General features: G+C 73.8%; 13 protein-coding genes. 6 read left to right on the top strand and 7 right to left on the bottom strand.

From position 1 onward, the window contains the following. Positions 1-17: 17 nt before the first annotated feature. From FB558_RS38220 to FB558_RS38190, 7 genes are read right to left on the bottom strand one after another with little or no spacing between them, the layout of a single operon-like run. Positions 18-707: a DUF624 domain-containing protein gene (locus FB558_RS38220; RefSeq protein WP_211367133.1), complete on the bottom strand. Its 690-nt coding sequence runs from the start codon at positions 705-707 to the stop codon at positions 18-20. Further along, positions 707-2593 carry a heparinase II/III domain-containing protein gene (locus FB558_RS38215; RefSeq protein WP_142062902.1) on the bottom strand — a complete coding sequence of 629 codons (1887 nt, stop codon included), beginning with the start codon at positions 2591-2593 and terminating at the stop codon, positions 707-709. The genes FB558_RS38220 and FB558_RS38215 overlap by 1 nt, the downstream gene beginning before the upstream one ends. Next, positions 2593-4098: a heparinase II/III domain-containing protein gene (locus tag FB558_RS38210; RefSeq protein ID WP_142062899.1), complete on the bottom strand. Its 1506-nt coding sequence runs from the start codon at positions 4096-4098 to the stop codon at positions 2593-2595. Before FB558_RS38210 ends, FB558_RS38215 begins: the two co-directional genes overlap by 1 nt. Further along, entirely contained in the window at positions 4095-4862 is a 768-nt protein-coding gene (locus FB558_RS38205; protein ID WP_142062896.1) for an SDR family NAD(P)-dependent oxidoreductase, read from the bottom strand. Before FB558_RS38205 ends, FB558_RS38210 begins: the two co-directional genes overlap by 4 nt. A gap of 24 nt (positions 4863-4886) precedes the next feature. Next, positions 4887-5822: a carbohydrate ABC transporter permease gene (locus FB558_RS38200; RefSeq protein ID WP_142062893.1), complete on the bottom strand. Its 936-nt coding sequence runs from the start codon at positions 5820-5822 to the stop codon at positions 4887-4889. Beyond that, positions 5812-6741, bottom strand: coding sequence for a carbohydrate ABC transporter permease (locus tag FB558_RS38195; protein ID WP_211367132.1), 930 nt, complete (start codon positions 6739-6741; stop codon positions 5812-5814). Before FB558_RS38195 ends, FB558_RS38200 begins: the two co-directional genes overlap by 11 nt. A 4-nt stretch (positions 6742-6745) precedes the next feature. Beyond that, positions 6746-8038 (bottom strand): ABC transporter substrate-binding protein, encoded by a 1293-nt coding sequence (locus FB558_RS38190; protein WP_142062890.1) that lies wholly within the window; start codon positions 8036-8038, stop codon positions 6746-6748. A gap of 188 nt (positions 8039-8226) precedes the next feature. On the opposite strand from FB558_RS38190, the gene FB558_RS38185 reads away from it, so the two are divergent. The 6 genes from FB558_RS38185 to FB558_RS38160 all read left to right on the top strand — a co-directional run bounded on the left by FB558_RS38185 (position 8227) and on the right by FB558_RS38160 (position 15984). Then, positions 8227-9282: a LacI family DNA-binding transcriptional regulator gene (locus FB558_RS38185; protein WP_142062887.1), complete on the top strand. Its 1056-nt coding sequence runs from the start codon at positions 8227-8229 to the stop codon at positions 9280-9282. After that, complete coding sequence (locus FB558_RS38180) at positions 9279-10370, top strand: DUF1565 domain-containing protein (RefSeq protein WP_142062884.1); 1092 nt, start codon at positions 9279-9281, stop codon at positions 10368-10370. The genes FB558_RS38185 and FB558_RS38180 overlap by 4 nt, the downstream gene beginning before the upstream one ends. Before the next feature lie 189 nt (positions 10371-10559). Further along, positions 10560-12149: an alpha/beta fold hydrolase gene (locus tag FB558_RS38175; protein WP_142062881.1), complete on the top strand. Its 1590-nt coding sequence runs from the start codon at positions 10560-10562 to the stop codon at positions 12147-12149. Between the two features lie 137 nt (positions 12150-12286). After that, positions 12287-12955 carry a maleylpyruvate isomerase N-terminal domain-containing protein gene (locus FB558_RS38170; protein WP_142062878.1) on the top strand — a complete coding sequence of 223 codons (669 nt, stop codon included), beginning with the start codon at positions 12287-12289 and terminating at the stop codon, positions 12953-12955. Next, complete coding sequence (locus tag FB558_RS38165) at positions 12952-13638, top strand: alpha/beta fold hydrolase (protein WP_142062875.1); 687 nt, start codon at positions 12952-12954, stop codon at positions 13636-13638. The genes FB558_RS38170 and FB558_RS38165 overlap by 4 nt, the downstream gene beginning before the upstream one ends. Positions 13639-13662: 24 nt before the next feature. Then, positions 13663-15984: a transglycosylase domain-containing protein gene (locus tag FB558_RS38160; protein WP_246107062.1), complete on the top strand. Its 2322-nt coding sequence runs from the start codon at positions 13663-13665 to the stop codon at positions 15982-15984. The last annotated feature ends 57 nt before the right edge of the window (positions 15985-16041 follow it).

The following is a 16041-nucleotide window of genomic DNA, read 5'->3' as shown; positions in this document are numbered from 1 at the left end:
AACGGCACTTTCGTCGGCTATGGGCGACGAGAGTGCCGTTCGTCCGGGTGGGAGCCTGACGCAACACGGGCGCGATCCAGCAGGACCAGCCCCACCAGCACCGGCAGGGTCGGCCCGAGCAGCAGCGGGCCGACCGCCAGCGGCAGGGTGACCAGCGGCGACAGCACCACGGCGGCCAGCAGCGCGAGGCCGCGCCCGCGCGAGCCGAACGCGAGCACGAGGGCCCAGCGCCGCGCGGGCGCCTCGGGCGCCGCCCCCGTCACCACGGCCACCGCCAGGTGGTACACGGCGAACGCGGCCAGGCCGCCCGCCTGCACGGCGAGCAGCGGGATCGCCAGCGGCTCCGGCCGTCCGGCGAGGAAGGCGACCGCCACGACGAGCGCGGCCAGCACGGCCGTCGACAGCAGTGCGTGCCGCCAGAGCGCCCGCCAGCACCCCGGGAACGCCGCGAAGACGCCGGTGAAGCAGCGGGAGTCGCCGTCGTGCCGCCACCGCTGCAGCGCCGCCGCCACCGCGGCCAGCGCGGGCAGCCAGGTCACCACTCCCAGGCAGAGCAGGCAGAACGCGACGCCGGCCAGCGCGGGGTAGGCGACGAACTCCAGGCACCGCAGGACGACGCCCTCCCACCCCGTTCCGCGCGGACGAACGGCACTCTCGTCGGAACCTAGGCGACGAGAGTGCCGTTCGTCCGGTTGCGCGCGTGTCATCAGCTGCCTGCCGTCAGCTCCACGGCCCCATCCTCGAAGCGGACCTGCTCGTCGCCGAAGTCCACGCCCAGCTCGCCCCCCGGCAGCGCGACGGCGCGGGCCGGCTGCGGCGAGAGCGCCGACGTCGGCTCGATCGCCGTGAGGATCACGGCCTCGCGGCGGCGGGGTGTGCTGATCCGCAGCGTGCGCAGCGTCTTCGTGATCTTCAGGCTGGGGGTGCTGCCGGTGGGGTTCGCCTCGATCGCCGTGTCCGCCTGCTCGACGCGGGCGTCCCCGGGTGCGAGCGTGGTCAGCCAGGCCTGCCCGGAGCCCGACCGGATCGCGAAGCGGCCGTCCACCGGCTCGGCGGGCCAGTCGCTGTGCAGCAGGAACGTCCACTCCCGCGGCTCGTCGGCGGCGAGGCGGTCCAGCAGCACGAGCCGCCCGCGCGGGGTGACGACGAGCGTGCGGTCCACGCGGCGGACCCCGAGCGCCGGCGCGAACATCGCCGCCGACTCCGCCGTCGCCTGCACCCACCCGTCGGCGATGCGGACGTCGCGCAGCCGCGGCTGCGACCCGTGGGGCAGGTCCTTGTAGACGTGGTAGCGCCCCTCGCCCGCCCAGCCCTGCCCGTCGACGAGCACGAGGTTGTGCTCGGCGGCCCGCTTGGCGTTCGAGTAGCCGCAGTCGACGGCGAGGAAGGCCCCGTGCGCGGCGAGCACGAAGCCGCCGGCGTCGGGGTGGTGGTGACCGGCGGACAGGGTGTCCCAGCCGCGCTCGCGGCGGAAGCGCTCCGCGGTGTCCCAGGCCGTGTGCCCGCCGCCGGGCGCGGCCTTGAAGCTGACGAAGGCGGCGTCGTCGGCCCACGAGGTCCGCGACGTCACCTGGCCGAGGTCCGGGAAGTACGCCGCGGTCGGCTCGCCCGCCGGGTCGACCGGCTCCACCGTCGGGTCGTGCCAGAGCAGCTCGTAGAACGCCTCGGCCATCACCCCCGGCTTGACGCCCGACGCGTAGGCCTCGCGCCAGAAGTGCCGACGCGCCACGCGGTCGGCGAGCCACTGCGCGCGCCCGTCCCGGTAGACCGAGGCGAGCTTGGAGTACAGCGCCACGCTGTGCCCGGACCGGCGGTCGTGGCAGTCGCCGTGGTCGACGTTCTCCTCGAACCCGGGCGCGCACTGGTGCAGCCGCCAGGTGAACGTGTTCTGCAGGAAGCCGCCGCGGCGCCACCAGTCCACGCCCTCGGTGCGCTCCAGCAGGTCGACGTAGACCGCGAGCCACGGCACGCCGTAGCGCCAGTACACGACGCCCTCGGAGTCCGAGCCGTCCGCGGGCAGCAGCTCGAGCACCCGGGCGAAGTCGTCCTTCGCCCGCGCCGTCCACTCCGGCCGGTCCAGCGCGTAGCCCGCGGTGGCCAGGCCGGCGTAGCAGATCCAGTTGTGGTTCTGCCAGAAGCTCGACGACCACCAGGAGCCCTCGGTCTCGACGGCGAAGTCGTACAGCCGCTGCCCCTGCAGGTCCAGCTTCTCCCGCAGCGCCGCCGCCCGCTCGGCCGGCAGGTCGTCGCGCAGCCAGGAGTAGGCCAGCGACAGCCCGTGCAGCAGCCAGCCCGCGTCCAGGTCGTGGTCGGGCAGCTTCGCCTTGCCCCAGTGCGGGTAGGAGATCGCCGTGGCGATCCAGCGCCACGCCTCGTCGAGGTAGCCGCGCTGCCCGGTGAGCCGGTACGCCAGCGCGAGGTTCGCCGCCGCCGGGCCGAAGTAGGTGATGCTGGCCGTCGGGTGCTCGGGCGGCGGGGTCTGGCCGCGGTACCAGTCGCACTGCTCGGCGAGGCGCCGCCACTGGGCGGCGTGCGTGCCGGTGAGCGAGGCGCGCAGCTCGTCGAGGCGGCCCGCGATCAGCAGCGGTTCCATCAGCTCCCCAGCCGGTAGGTCGAGCGGAACGTGACGGTGGTGGCGTCCTCGGCCACCCAGTCGACGTGCGTGCGGGTGCGCTGCGGGTCGTCGGCGGGGCCCGGCCCCGGCCGGGCGACGAACCGGGCGGGCGCCGACGCCGTGTGCGTGCCGCGCAGTGCCCCGTCCCAGTCGGTGCGGACCTCCCCCGCCTCGGCGCGCACGGTGAGCGGCACGTCCGGTCGCAGGTGCAGGGCGATCCGGCGCGGCCGGTCGGCGGTGACGGTCAGCTCGTCGTGCAATGCCCCGTCCGCGAGCTCCACCCGCCGCACCGCGCGGACGCCCTCGTAGGCCTGCCCGCAGGCGACGGTCACGCCCGTGTCCGTGGCCCCGACCAGCTCCCCGGCGCACTCGGCCTGGTCGCGCCCGTCGACCGAGAACGTCGGGTGCGCCGCGGTGGACGCGTAGTACCGCCGCCAGTGGGCGTGCCCGTACGGGACCTGCCCCGGGTCGGGCTGCCACGCCACGTCGTCGCCGTACAGGTACAGCGAGAGCGTGTCGAGGTGGCCGTGCGAGCCGCCGTGCGGCCCGTGGTCGAGGATCGCGTGCAGCCCGCCGCCGCGCAGGATCGTGTACCCGGCGTCGGCGTGGACGGTGACCGGCGGGCCGGGCAGCGGCGTCATGTCCAGCTCGGCGAGCTCGCGGTCCCACTCGGCGCGCCGGTAGGGCCCGTCGTGCAGTGACGGCACCAGCCCCCCGGGGGTGACGGTCTCGCGCAGCACCCGGCTCATCGCGTCCAGCCGCTCGGACACCTCGGCGGGCACCCGTACCCCGGGCACCGCGGCGATGCCGAGCCGGTAGGCCCGCAGCACGAACGAGTGGTAGTAGGTGCTGGCCTCCCACTCCCACCCGTCGGGGTGGGTGGCGAGCAGCACGTGCGCGAACAGCCCGTGCGGGCCCTCCAGCCACTCCGGCTTGCCGGTGCACGCCGCACCGGCGGCGTCGAGCCACGCGGTGTAGTTGGACGAGAAGCGGCCGTCGGCCACCAGCGAGTCCCGCGCCCCCCGGGCCGCGTCGGCCAGCGCGGCCGTCAGCTCGGGCACCGGATCGCCGAGCAGGCGGGCCGCGCGCCCGATCGTCACCGCCCAGATCGCCTCGGTCAGCGCCTGGTGGAACAGCCGCCCCCGCAGCATCCACCCGGCGGCCCCGTCGTGCGTGCCGCGGCCCAGCGCGGCGTAGACCTCGGCGTAACGCCGCAGCAACAGGGCCGCCCCCTCACGGTCCTGGTGCTGCGGCGACCCCGCGCGCGCGAGGATCTCCCGCGCGCAGGCCTGGTGGGCCAGCACCGTCCACGCGCCGCGCACCTCGGGCGTGTCGACGCGGCACCCGTGGGCGCACGGGGCACCGCCGGTGGGGAACTCCCCGCCGAGCAGGCCCACGTGCTCCAGCTCGACCCCGTGCACGGGGCAGACGTACTGGTGCCACCAGCCGCCGCGCTCGGCGGGCGGCACGACGGTCGAGATCACCGGGGCCAGGCACCGCCGTCGATGTCGACGGTGGAGCCGGTGACGAACCCGGCGACGTCCGAGCAGAGCCACACGACCGCCCCGCCGACGTCGGCGCCGGTGCCGCCCCGTCCGATCGGCAGCCCCGCGATCGTCTTCTCCTGCGCGGCGGGCGGGGTGAACGTCTCGTGGAAGGCGGTGCCGCCGATGAAGCCCGGGGCCAGCGCGTTGACGGTGATCCCGTCCGGACCCAGCTCCTTGGCCAGGCCCTTCGTCAGCCCGAGCACACCGGCCTTCGCCGCCGCGTACATCGCCGCGCCGGGCCCGCCGCCGTTGTGACCCGCGAGCGAGGCCATCGTGACGATCCGGCCCCGCGTGCCCGCCGCCTTCAGGTGCGGGGCGGCGGCGCGCACGGTGCGGAACGTGGACCCGAGGTTGACCTCGACAACCTTGCTGTAGTGCTCGTCGCTCATCTCCGCGATCGACGAGCGGCCGATCAGGTGCCCGGCGTTGCAGACGAGGATCTCCAGGCCGCCCAGGAAGCCCACGGCCTCGTCGACCAGGCGGTCCACCTCGGCGGTGATCGTCACGTCCGCGCCGATCGCGGTCGACTTGCGCCCGAGCGCGCCGATGCGCTCGACGACCTCGGCGGCCGGTCCCGCCGACTTGCCGTAGTGCACGACGACGTCGGCACCCGCGCCCGCGAGGGCCTCGGCGATCGCGGCGCCGATGCCGTGCCCGGCGCCGGTGACCAGCGCCCGCTTACCCGTCAGGTCGAAACTCACAAGAACTCCCTACGTGATCCCTGGCTACTTGATCCCTGCAGTGGCGAAGCCCTGCACGAAGTACCGCTGGGTGAACAGGAACAGCACGATCATCGGCAGCGTGGCGAGCACGGTGCCGGCCATGAGGAACTCCCACAGCGTCCGCTCGGCCTGCTGGAACGCGGCCAGCCCGACCTGGATGACGCGCAGGTCCTCGCTCCGCGTGACGATCAGCGGCCACACGAAGTTGTTCCAGCTGTTCTCGAACGTGATCAGCGAGACGGTCGCGATCGCCGGCTTCATCAGCGGCGTCATCACGCGCGCGAAGATGCCGAACTCACCGAGCCCGTCGATGCGCGCGGCCTCCTCCAGCTCGCGCGGCAGCGACAGGTAGAACTGCCGGAACAGGAAGATCGCGAGCGGGGTGACCGCGCCCGGCACGATCAGCACCCACCACGAGTCCAGCCACCCGTTGCCACCGCGGCCGAGGAAGTCGTTGCCGCCGAAGAACGGCATCGTCTTCGCGAGCAGGTACTGCGGCACGATCTTGGTGAACGTCGGGATCATCATCGCGCCCAGCACCAGCATCAGCAGGAGCGACCGGCCCCGGAACTCGACGCGCGCCAGCGCGTAGCCGGCCATGGCGGCGATCACCACGTTGAGCACGGTGTGGCTGACCGCGATGACGAGGCTGTTGGTGAAGTACGTGCCGAACGGGGCGTAGCCCAGCGCGTCGGGGTAGTTGGCCCAGTGCCAGTCCTGCGGCAGGAACGTGGGCGGGTAGGCGGTGACCTCGGCGCGCGACTTGAGCGACGACAGCACCATCCAGACGAACGGCGCGACCATCAGCAACGACAGCACGGCCAGCGTGGCGTGCAGCGCGACGCGGCCCCCGCTCGGACGGGTCCGGCGCGGCGCAACAGGGCCCGGGCGGGGCGCTGCCGCGGTGGTCCGGGCCCGGTCCGGGGCGCTAGTGGACATCGTCCCTCCCCGTCGCGCGCCTGCTGATGAACGTCAGCACCAGCAGGAACGCGAACAGCACCACGCTCTGGGCGCTCGCCGTGCTCATGTCGAACCGCTGGAACGCCGACTTGTAGATCTCGAACGTCATGACGGTGGTGGCGTTGGCCGGGCCGCCGTCCGGGGTGAGCACGTAGAACTGCTCGAACACCTGGAACGCGTCGATGAGCGAGATGACGAAGACGAAGAACGTCACCGGGCCGAGCTGCGGCAGCGTGATGGACACGAAACGCCGCACCGGGCCGGCGCCGTCGATCTCGGCGGCCTCGTAGAGGTCCTGCGGGATGCCCTGCAGCGCGGCGAGGTAGATGACCATCTTCAGGCCGATGCCCTTCCAGATGCTCATGAGGATCACGGCCGGCATCGCCCACGCCGGGTCGACCAGCCAGGCGGGGCCGCGGATGCCGAACCACGACAGCACCCAGTTGAACAGCCCGATGTTCGGCTCGAACATCCACATCCAGACCAGCGCGATGGCGACGGTCGCGGTGATGTGCGGCATGAAGATCGCGGTGCGGTACCAGGCCCTGGCGCGCAGCTTGGTGTTCAGCAGCGCCGCGATCACCACGGCGATCGCCATGGCGACGGGCACGGTGAAGAACGTGTAGACGACGGTGTGCCAGATCGACGACCGCCACAGCTCGTCGCCGAAGATCGCGACGAAGTTGTCGAGGCCGGCCCACGTCATCGTGCCGGCGAGGATGTCGTAGTGGGTGAAGGCGAGCACGAACGTCGCCACCGTGGGGATGCCGATCCACCACACCAGGTGCACGACCGCGGGCGTGAGCATCAGGTAGGCCGCGCGGCGCTGCTCGTGCCCGAGCCGGCGCCGCGCGCGGCGCGCCGGCGCCGCGCGCGGAGGGGATGCGGTGGTGGCCACGCGCTCAGCCCTGGGCGAGTGCCGCGGTGGCCTGCGCGGCGAGCTCGTCGAGCGCCTGCTGCGCGGTCTTCTCCCCCAGCAGCGCGCTCTCGATCGGCGCCTTGAACAGCCCGCGGATGTTCAGCCACCCCGGGTCGCCGCCCTCGGAGTGGGCGTCGTCGAGGTTCTGCATCGCGAACTGGATGGCCTTGTTCTGCTGGACGAACTCCGAGGACTCCAGCGACTTCAGCGCCGGGATGTTGCCGCGCTGCTCGTTGGCCGCCAGCGCGGGCCCCTCGCTCGCCAGGAACTCGGCCAGCGCCTTCGCCGCCGCAGGTTGGCGGCTCTGGGCCGCGACCGTGGCCAGCGTGCCGCCCTGGAACATCGCGGGCCGCTCGTTGGCGATCATGAAGAAGCCGACCTTGTCCTGCGCGATCAGGTCGGGGGCGGTCTCCTCCATCTCCGTCCACGTGTTGTGGTGGCCGATCATCATCGCCGCCCGGCCCTGCACCAGCGCGATCCCGGTGGCCGCCTTGTTCTGGGTGAAGCCGATGTCCTCGCTGCGGTCGACCTGGATGATGTCGACCATCGTCTGCAGCGCCTCCACGCCCTGCGGCGAGTTGAACGCCACCTGACCGTCCGGCGTGAACAGCTCGCCGCCGTTGGCCCACAGCATCGTCTCGAAGGTCTGGCGGATGTCGAGGGAGAGCACGTCCATCCCGGCCCGCTGGAGGGTGCCGTCCGGGTTGCGCTGGGTGAGCAGCCGCCCGTACTCGCGCAGCTCGTCGAAGTTCTTCGGCGGCTCGGTCAGGCCGGCCTCGGCGAAGAAGTCCTTGCGGTAGATCCCGAGCCGCGTGTCGAGCATGATCGGCAGGGCGAAGACCTTGCCCTCGTGGACGCCGGCCTGCACGGCGGGCTCGTAGTAGCGCGTGGCGAGCTCCGCCGGGTCCTTCCCGAGGTCGGCCAGCACCCCCTTGGCCGCGAACGGCGGCACCCAGCCGATGCCCATGAGCATCACGTCGTAGGGCTGACCGCTCGCGATCGAGGTGGTCAGCTTCTCGTTGAGCTTGTCGTAGGAGGTGTAGTCGGGCTTGACCGTCACGTTCGGGTACTGCTCCCGGAACGCGGCGAGCTGCTGGTCGAGCACCGCGGCGCCGTCGATGCCCTCGAAGATCGGCGTGAGCAGGCTGATCTCGCCGCTCACCTCGCCGCCGGCGTCGGGGCCGCCCGGTGCCGGGCCGCCGCACGCGGCGAGCGCCAGCAGCCCGGCGGCTGCGGCCGCCACGATCCGCAGGACGGACCGGTGTCGGACGGTCATCGCTGGACTCCCTCCACGGCGGTGTGGATCGGCCGAATGGGTGGTTTGATCGTGCTGCAACGTTGCACTGGTGCAACGATGCAGCACAAGCTATTGGCGCTCGCGGACGGTGTCAACGATCAACATGGCCGGTGACCGCTGTGTGCGGCAGGATCACCACGGCGGCGGAACGCGGGAGGAACGCGACCATGGGTGTGACGATCCACCAGGTTGCCGCGGAGGCCGGCGTCTCCCCGAGCACCGTGTCCAACGTGCTCAACGGGCGGTCCGGGCGCATGCTGCCGCAGACGCGCGAGCGCGTCGAGCAGACCATCGCCCGGCTGGGTTACCGCCCCAACGGCGCCGCGCGCCACCTGCGGACCGGCCGCACCCAGGTGATCGGGCTGGTCGTGCCGTCGGTCGCGAACCCGTTCTGGGGCACGTTCGCGCGCCACGTCGAGGCGGCGGCGCTGCTGGCCGGCTACCGGGTGCTGCTGTGCAACAGCGAGCGCGACCCCGCCCGCGAGCGCGACTACCTCGAGGAGCTGTGGGCCGACGGCATCCGCGGCGTCGTCCTCTGCTCCTCGCTCCCCTCCCTGGAGCACGTGCTGCCGCTGGTGGAGCGCGGCATGGGGCTGATCGCGTTCGACCGCACGGCGCAGGCGGGCGACCCCGCCGGGCTGGTGAACATCAGCGTCGACAACGCCGTCGGGGCCGAGCTCGCCACCCGCCACGTGCTGGAACTGGGCCACCGCAGGCTCGCGTTCGTGTCCGGCTCGCTGCGCAGCGTCAACCGCCGTGCCCGGTTCCGCGGGTTCGAGGCCGCGCTCGAGCAGTTCGGGCTCACCGCGGCCGACGCCCTGCTCTTCTCCGGCGGCGCCCAGGACCACTTCGGCGACCTCGACATCCCCGACCTCGGCCGGGCCGCGGCCCGCGAGCTGCTCGCCGCCGCGAACCCGCCGACGGCGATCATCGCGATCAACGACATGTGCGCGCTCGGCGTCTCGGCGAGCGCGCGGGACGCCGGGCTGCAGGTCGGCGAGGACCTCTCGGTGGTCGGGTTCGACGACATCATGCTCGCCGACCTCGCCACGCCCCCGCTGACCACGATCCGCCAGCCGCTGCCGGCGATGGCGAACGCCGCCTTCGCCCACCTGCGCGCGGGCATCGAGCAGGACGAGCCCGCCGCGGGGGGCTCGCTGCTGATGCGTCCCGAGCTCGTCGTGCGCGCGTCCACCGGGCCGGCGCCGGAGGTCCGGCGGTGATCCTGCACGCCCTGCACGTCCTGCTGGCCGCCACCGCGGTGTGCGGCCCCGCCCCGGCGGCGCCCGCCCCCGCGCCGGAACGGGTCCACCACGTCGACCCGCGCCACGGCGCCGACGCCGGCGGCACCGGCGCCGCCGACCGCCCGTTCCGCACGATCACCCGCGCGCTGGCCGACGCCCGCGCGGGCGAGACCGTGCTGCTGAGCCCCGGCTCCTACGTCGAGGACGTCGCCACGGTGCGTCCCGGCGTGACCGTCGCCGGCCCGCGCGACGCCGTGCTGCGCGGCGCCGGGACCTCGGGCCGGGTGTTCCAGGTCCACCACGACGACACGACGCTGCGCGGCTTCACGATCGACGGCCGGGTCTGCGCGGACCTGGTCGAGGCCTGCTACCGCGACAAGGGCGTCTACGTGGTGGGCACCGTGGCGGGCGACGGCGTGCGCGGCACCCGGATCCTCGGCATGCGCGTGGCGAACCTGGGCGGCGAGTGCGTGCGGATCAAGTACCTCGCCACCGACAGCCTGGTCGCCGACAACCGCATCGGCCCCTGCGGGGCGTACGACTTCGCGGTCCCGAACACCGGCACGGGGCAGAACGGCGAGGGGATCTACATCGGCACGGCGCCCGAGCAGACCGACCGCAACCCCTCACCGGAGCCCGACGCCAGCAACGGCAACCGCGTGCACCGCAACGTCATCGACACCGACGGCGGCGAATGCGTCGACATCAAGGAGGGCGCGAGCCACAACGACGTCGCGTTCAACACCTGCACCGGGCAACTGCCCCGCAACGGCAACTCCGGGGCCATGGACACGCGCGGGTCCTACAACACGTTCCGCTCCAACCACATCCACCACAACGCGGCAGCGGGCGTGCGCATCGGCGGGGACCGGCCGGGCGACGCGGTCGGCAACGCCGTCCGCGACAACGTGATCACCGGCAACGCCCGGGGCGGCATCAAGGTGCAGGACCCCGGCCCGCAGGGCGCGATCTGCGGCAACGTCATGCACGGCAACACCGGGGGCGACGTGGTCGGCGACTTCGCCGACCGGATCGGCATCCCGACGACGCCCTGCGAGAGCCGGTAGACCGACGGCGGTTCAGCCGCTCATCCGGTACTTCCGTGTTCGACGAATCTCCCATCCCCCGTGCGAGCGAGGAGAATCTGTCCACTCCGGGGTGACGTGAGCCGCGTCCCGTTCTCGATAGCTTCGCCGCCAGCAACACGGGCCGCCGGGCGAACGCCGTCCGCAGAGCCGGATCGAAGAACGAGGGCGATGAACACGACACGCATCATCCGGGTATTCGGCCGGACACGGGGCCGCCGGTTCGCCACGGCCCTGACGGCGGCGACACTGGCTGTGGCCGGCGCGACCGCCTGTAGCGACGCCGCGCACGAGGAGGACCGCCCGGCGCCCGCGGACCGGGCCGAGGCCGCCGCGATCGAGTGGGGACCCTGCCCGGAGGCGACGGGGGGAGTGGCCCGGGATCCCGGGCTGACCTGCGCAACGGTCGAGGTCCCGCTGGACCACGACGAGCCGGACGGCACGTCGATCGAGGTGGCGATCTCCCGGCTGGCCGCCGCCGAACCCGAGGAGCGGCACGGCGTTCTGCTGCTGAACCCGGGCGGCCCCGCCCTGTCGGGCCTCGACATGCCCGCCACGATGGCACCGACGCTGCCGAAGTCCGTCCTGGACCGCTACGACCTGATCGGCTTCGATCCGCGCGGCGTCGCGCACAGCACCCCGCAGAGCTGCGGCCTCGAGGTCGCCGGCGTGCCAGGGCATTTCCCCTATCCCGCCGCGGACGGCTCGATCGACGCGAACGTCGAACTGGCCCGCACCGAAGCCCACAGGTGCGCCGCCACGGCCGGGGCGGACCTGCGGTACTTCACCACCGCCAACACCGCTCGCGACCTGGATCGCATCCGCGAGGCGCTCGGCGAGGAGAAGATCTCCTACTGGGGCCAGTCCTACGGCACCTACCTGGGTGCGGTCTACAGCTCGCTGTACCCGGAGCAGACCGACCGCATGATCCTCGAAGGCAACGTCGACCCCACCGAGGTCTGGTCCGGCGAGGTGGAGGGCTGGGGCAGGAGCATGGCCGAACGGTTCCCCGACGCGGCCGCCGTCGCCGCAGCGCAGAACGACGCCCTCGGGCTCGGCGGCACCGTCGAGGAGGTCACCCGGACCTACCTCGCGCTCGCGGACCGGCTCGACCGCGAGCCGGCGCGGGTTCCGGGCACGCAGCAGTCCATGACCGGAGCGATCCTGCGCACCACCACCTACGCGCTGCTCCTCGACAACGCGACCCTGCCGGTCCTCGCGCAGGTCTGGAAGGCCGCCGCGGACCTCGCGGACGGTCACCTCACCGCGGCCGGCGGCGCGGTGCTCGAGCAGGTGTTCGCCGAGACCCCGCCCACCCCGGGCGTCCCCGCGGACAACCAGGCGACCATGTTCCTGGCACTCACCTGCGGTGACGCCGAGTGGCCCGACGACGTTGCCGAGTACGCCACCCGCAGCGCCGCCGACCGCGAGGCCTGGCCGCTCACGGCGGGCATGCCGGCCAACATCTGGCCATGCGCCTTCTGGGAGGCCCCGATCGAGGAGCCGGTCACCGTGACCGACGAGGGCCCCGGGGACATCCTGATCCTGCAGAACCGCCGGGACCACGCCACACCGTGGGACTCCGGACAGGGGCTGCGCGAGGTCCTCGGCGAGCGTGCCGCCTTCGTCGGTGTCGACAACGGCGGGCACTACGTCTACGACCAGGGCTCGGCCTGCGCCGACGGGGCTACCGTCGCCTTCCTGGACACCGGCCGCCTACCGGCCGAGGACGTCTTCTGCACCGACGTCGAGCAGGGCTGACGAGACCGGCGACCCGACGACAGGCGGGCCGGGTGCCACGAGCCGGGTACGGCGCCCGCCGGAGACGACGGACCGGGAGGACGGCACGTGAAGGGCTCGCGGTGGGGCCTCGACCGCGCCGCCGGTAGGTTCGCCGGATGCGCGTGGAGCACGACGCCGGACGGGCCGCGTTCCTCGACGGCCTGCGTGCGTTGCGCGCCGCCGTCGACGACCTCGACGACGAGCAGCTGCTCGCCCCGAGCCGGTGCCGGGGCTGGAGCGCCGTCGACCTGCTCGTCCACGTGCACCTCGGGCTGCAGGAGATGCTGCTCGGCGTCGTCACACCCGCCACCGCGGCCCCGGACACCGACGCCGCGGGGTACTGGCGGACGCTCCCGCCGCCGACCGGCCCCGACAGCGTGGCGCACGTGCGGTTCGCCCGCCTGATGGCCTCGGCCTACCGCACCCCCACCAGCGCGGTGGGCCACCTGCGCGAGACGGCCGACGCGCTCGCCCACGCGGCCGGGTCGCTGCCCGAGGGTGTGGTGGCGTTCCAGGGCTGCGCGCTGCGCACCGGTGACTTCCTCGCCACGTGGGCCGTCGAGCTCGCCGTGCACCACCTCGACCTGGGCGCGGAGCTGGAGCTCCCGCCGCCCGCGCCGGCGGCGCTCACCCTGGCGCGCGACACCGTCGAGGCGCTCGCGGGCGGGACGCTGCCCTGGGACGACGAGACCGCCGTCCTGATCGGCACCGGGCGCCGCCGGCCGGACGACCGGCAGGCCGCCGAGGTGGCCGCGCTGGCCGACCGGCTCCCGGTACTCGAATGACGCGGAGCGCGCCGGTCCCCCGCCTGGTCGCCGTTCCCGGGCTCGGCCTCACGGCCGCCGTCCCCCGTCACGCCCTGGCGCTCCTGCCCCACCCCGCGACCGTCGTCGAGCTGCCCGCCTACGGCCTGCCGGCACGCCGAGGAACCCCGCTGCACCCCGCCCACCTCGCCGGGGTGCTGCTCGCCCGCCTCGACGCGCTGGGCATCCCCCGGGCCGTGCTGATGGGGCACTCGGCGAGCTGCCAGGCCGTCACGGCCGCCGCGGTGATGGCGCCGGACCGCGTGACCGGCCTCGTCCTGGTCGGCCCGACGACCGATCCGCGGGCGCGCGGCTGGCCCGGGCTCGCCGCCCGCTGGCTGCGGACGGCCCGCCACGAGCGACCGGGGCAGGTCCCGCAGCTCGTGCACGACTACACGCGCACGGGCCTCGGCGGGATGCTGCGCGGGATGGACGCGGCCCGCGGCCACCGGATCGAGCGCGTGCTGGCCGCCGTCCGCTGCCCCGTGCTGGTCGTGCGGGGGCGCCACGACCGCATCGCGCCGCGGGCCTGGGCCGCCGCGCTCGCCGCGGCCGCGCCCGACGGCCGCGCGCTGACGCTCCCGGCCGGCGGGCACATGGTGCCGATCACCCACCCCGCGGAGCTGGCGGCCGCGATCGGGGCGTTCACTGTGACCGGGCGGTGACACTGCGCCGATACCGTGGACGTCGTGCGACACCGTCCGATCCTGCGTTCCGTCGCGATGTTGCTCAGCCTGTCCCTGCTCTCCGGCGTGCTCGCCGCCGGGCTCGCCTACCCGGTCGCGGCCGGGCTGGGCCTGGCCGCCAACCAGGCGAGCGACGGCCTCACCGGCGCGTCGGCCGACCTGATCGCCGACCCCCTCCCGCAGACGACGACGATCACCGACAGCCGCGGCGACCCGATCGCGTACGTGTTCGCCCAGGACCGCGAGCTCGTCGACGCCGCCGACGTGGCGCCGGCGATGATCGCCGCGCTCGTCGCCGTGGAGGACCGCCGCTTCTTCGAGCACGAGGGCGTCGACTGGGCCGGCACCGTGCGAGCCCTGCTGGCGAACACCGCCGCCGGTGACATCGAGCAGGGCGCCTCGACCCTCACCCAGCAGTACGTCAAGAACTACACCCTCTACGTACTGGCCGACACCGAGGCCGAGCGGCTCGAGGCCGTCGAGCAGACGCCCGCGCGCAAGCTGCGCGAGGTGCAGATCGCGTTGCAGCTCGAGCAGGAGCTCTCCAAGGAGGAGATCCTCACCCGCTACCTGAACACGGTGTACTGGGGCAACGGCGCCTACGGCATCGCCACGGCGGCCCGCACCTACTTCGGCGTGACGCCCGACCGGCTCACCGTCGCCCAGGCCGCGCTGCTCGCCGGAATGGTGCGCAGCACCAGCGGGTTCGACCCCGTGCGCCACCCCGACGCCGCCCGCGAGCGCCGCGACCTCGTCATCCGGCTCATGCGGGACCAGGGCATGATCGACGACGCGCAGGCGCAGGCGGCGCTGGCCAGCCCGCTCGGGATCGTCTCGCCGCTGCAGACCCGGCCCAACGGCTGCATCGGGGCCCGCGGCGAGAGCGGCTTCTTCTGCAGCTACGTGCTCGCCCACCTCGCCGACGCGGGCATTCCGCAGGAACAGCTCGAACGTGGCGGCTACACCGTGCGCACCACCCTCGAGCCGGAGGCGATGGCCGCGATGACCGCCTCGCTGGACGCCGAGGTGCCACCGGACTCCCCCGACGCCGCCAACGTCATGTCCGTGGTGCGCCCCGGCACGGACGCGCACCGGATCGCGGCGATGGGCTCGAGCCGCACCTTCGGCCTCGACGCCGAGGCCCGCGAGACCAGCTACGGCCTGCCCTACGAGCCGGTCAACCTCGGCGCCGGGTCGATCTACAAGATCTTCACCGCGGCCACGGCGCTGGAGAAGGGGCTCGGCATCGAGACGATGCTGGAGGTGCCGCCCAGCGGGTACGCCTCGCCGATCTACCGCGACGGCGGCGGCCGGTCGATCCCGGTGCAGAACTCGGGCGACTACGCCGCCCGACTCTCGCTGACCGACGCGCTGGCCCAGTCGCCGAACACCGCGTTCGTGCGGCTGATGGAGTTCACCGGGGTGCCGGACGTCGTCGACATGGCGGTGCGGCTGGGCATGCGTTCGCTGGCCACCACGCCGTTCGTGGACCCGGGCACCGGGGAGGTCACCGACCGCTCGATCGCCGAGGTCACCAAGGCGCAGCAGCAGGCGTCGTTCACGCTCGGCGTGACGCCCACCAGCGTGCTCGAGCTGGCCAACGTCGGCGCGACCCTGGCCAGCGGCGGCGTCTGGTGCCCGCCGACCCCCGTCGAGTCGGTCACCGACGCGGCAGGCGAGCCGCTCGAGGTGCCGGAGGCGCCGTGCGAGCAGGCCGTCGAGCCGGGACTGGCCCACACCCTGCTCGCCGGCCTCTCCCGCGACGACAAGCCCGGCGGCACGGCGGCGCGCGCCGCGGCCGAGGTCGGCTGGATGCGGCCGATGGCGGGGAAGACCGGCACCACCCAGCACCACCAGTCCGCGGCGTTCCTCGGCGTCGTGCCGGACCTGTCCGGCGCGGTCATCACGTTCGACAACTCGGCGAACCCGAGGCCGCTCTGCGACGGTCCCGGCGCTCCTTTCGCGTGCCGCAGCGGCACGATCTTCGGTGGCCGCACCCCGGCCGAGACGTGGTTCGGCACGATGACGCCGCTGCTCGCCGGGCAGCCGGTGCAGCCGCTCCCGCCCACCGACCCGCGCTACGTCGAGGGCGGCGAGGCCACCCGCATCCCCGACGTCCTGGGCCTTCCCGGGGACGAGGCGCGGGCCGTGCTGGAGCGCGCCGGGTTCCCCGTCACCACGGGCACCGTCGACAGCGTGGCACCGGCCGGCACCGTCGTCGGGCAGTCACCGCACGGCACCGCCCTGCCCGAAGAGACCGTCGTCCTGCAGCTCAGCAGCGGCTCCGTCCCGCCGCCACCGCCGCCGCCGGGCACCGGGGGCTGAGCCGGACTACCGCGGTGGGGGTAGACGGGATGTCGCCGCCGGGCCGACGCGCCACGC

This window comes from Pseudonocardia kunmingensis, assembly GCF_006716445.1.
Classification (GTDB): Bacteria; Actinomycetota; Actinomycetes; order Mycobacteriales; family Pseudonocardiaceae; genus Pseudonocardia; species Pseudonocardia kunmingensis.
The sequence above is the reverse complement of the archived record's forward strand: the minus strand, read 5'-3'. Positions and strand labels throughout refer to the sequence as shown.

Bases quoted from the DNA above. Each gene is read 5' to 3' on its own strand.
- FB558_RS38185 (WP_142062887.1), top strand. From the start codon at position 8,227: ATGGGTGTGACGATCCACCAGGTTGCCGCGGAGGCCGGCGTCTCCCCG.
- FB558_RS38215 (WP_142062902.1), bottom strand. From the start codon at position 2,593: ATGGAACCGCTGCTGATCGCGGGCCGCCTCGACGAGCTGCGCGCCTCG.
- FB558_RS38165 (WP_142062875.1), top strand. From the start codon at position 12,952: ATGACGCGGAGCGCGCCGGTCCCCCGCCTGGTCGCCGTTCCCGGGCTC.
- FB558_RS38220 (WP_211367133.1), bottom strand. From the start codon at position 707: ATGACACGCGCGCAACCGGACGAACGGCACTCTCGTCGCCTAGGTTCC.
- FB558_RS38190 (WP_142062890.1), bottom strand. From the start codon at position 8,038: ATGACCGTCCGACACCGGTCCGTCCTGCGGATCGTGGCGGCCGCAGCC.
- FB558_RS38175 (WP_142062881.1), top strand. From the start codon at position 10,560: ATGAACACGACACGCATCATCCGGGTATTCGGCCGGACACGGGGCCGC.
- FB558_RS38200 (WP_142062893.1), bottom strand. From the start codon at position 5,822: ATGTCCACTAGCGCCCCGGACCGGGCCCGGACCACCGCGGCAGCGCCC.
- FB558_RS38170 (WP_142062878.1), top strand. From the start codon at position 12,287: ATGCGCGTGGAGCACGACGCCGGACGGGCCGCGTTCCTCGACGGCCTG.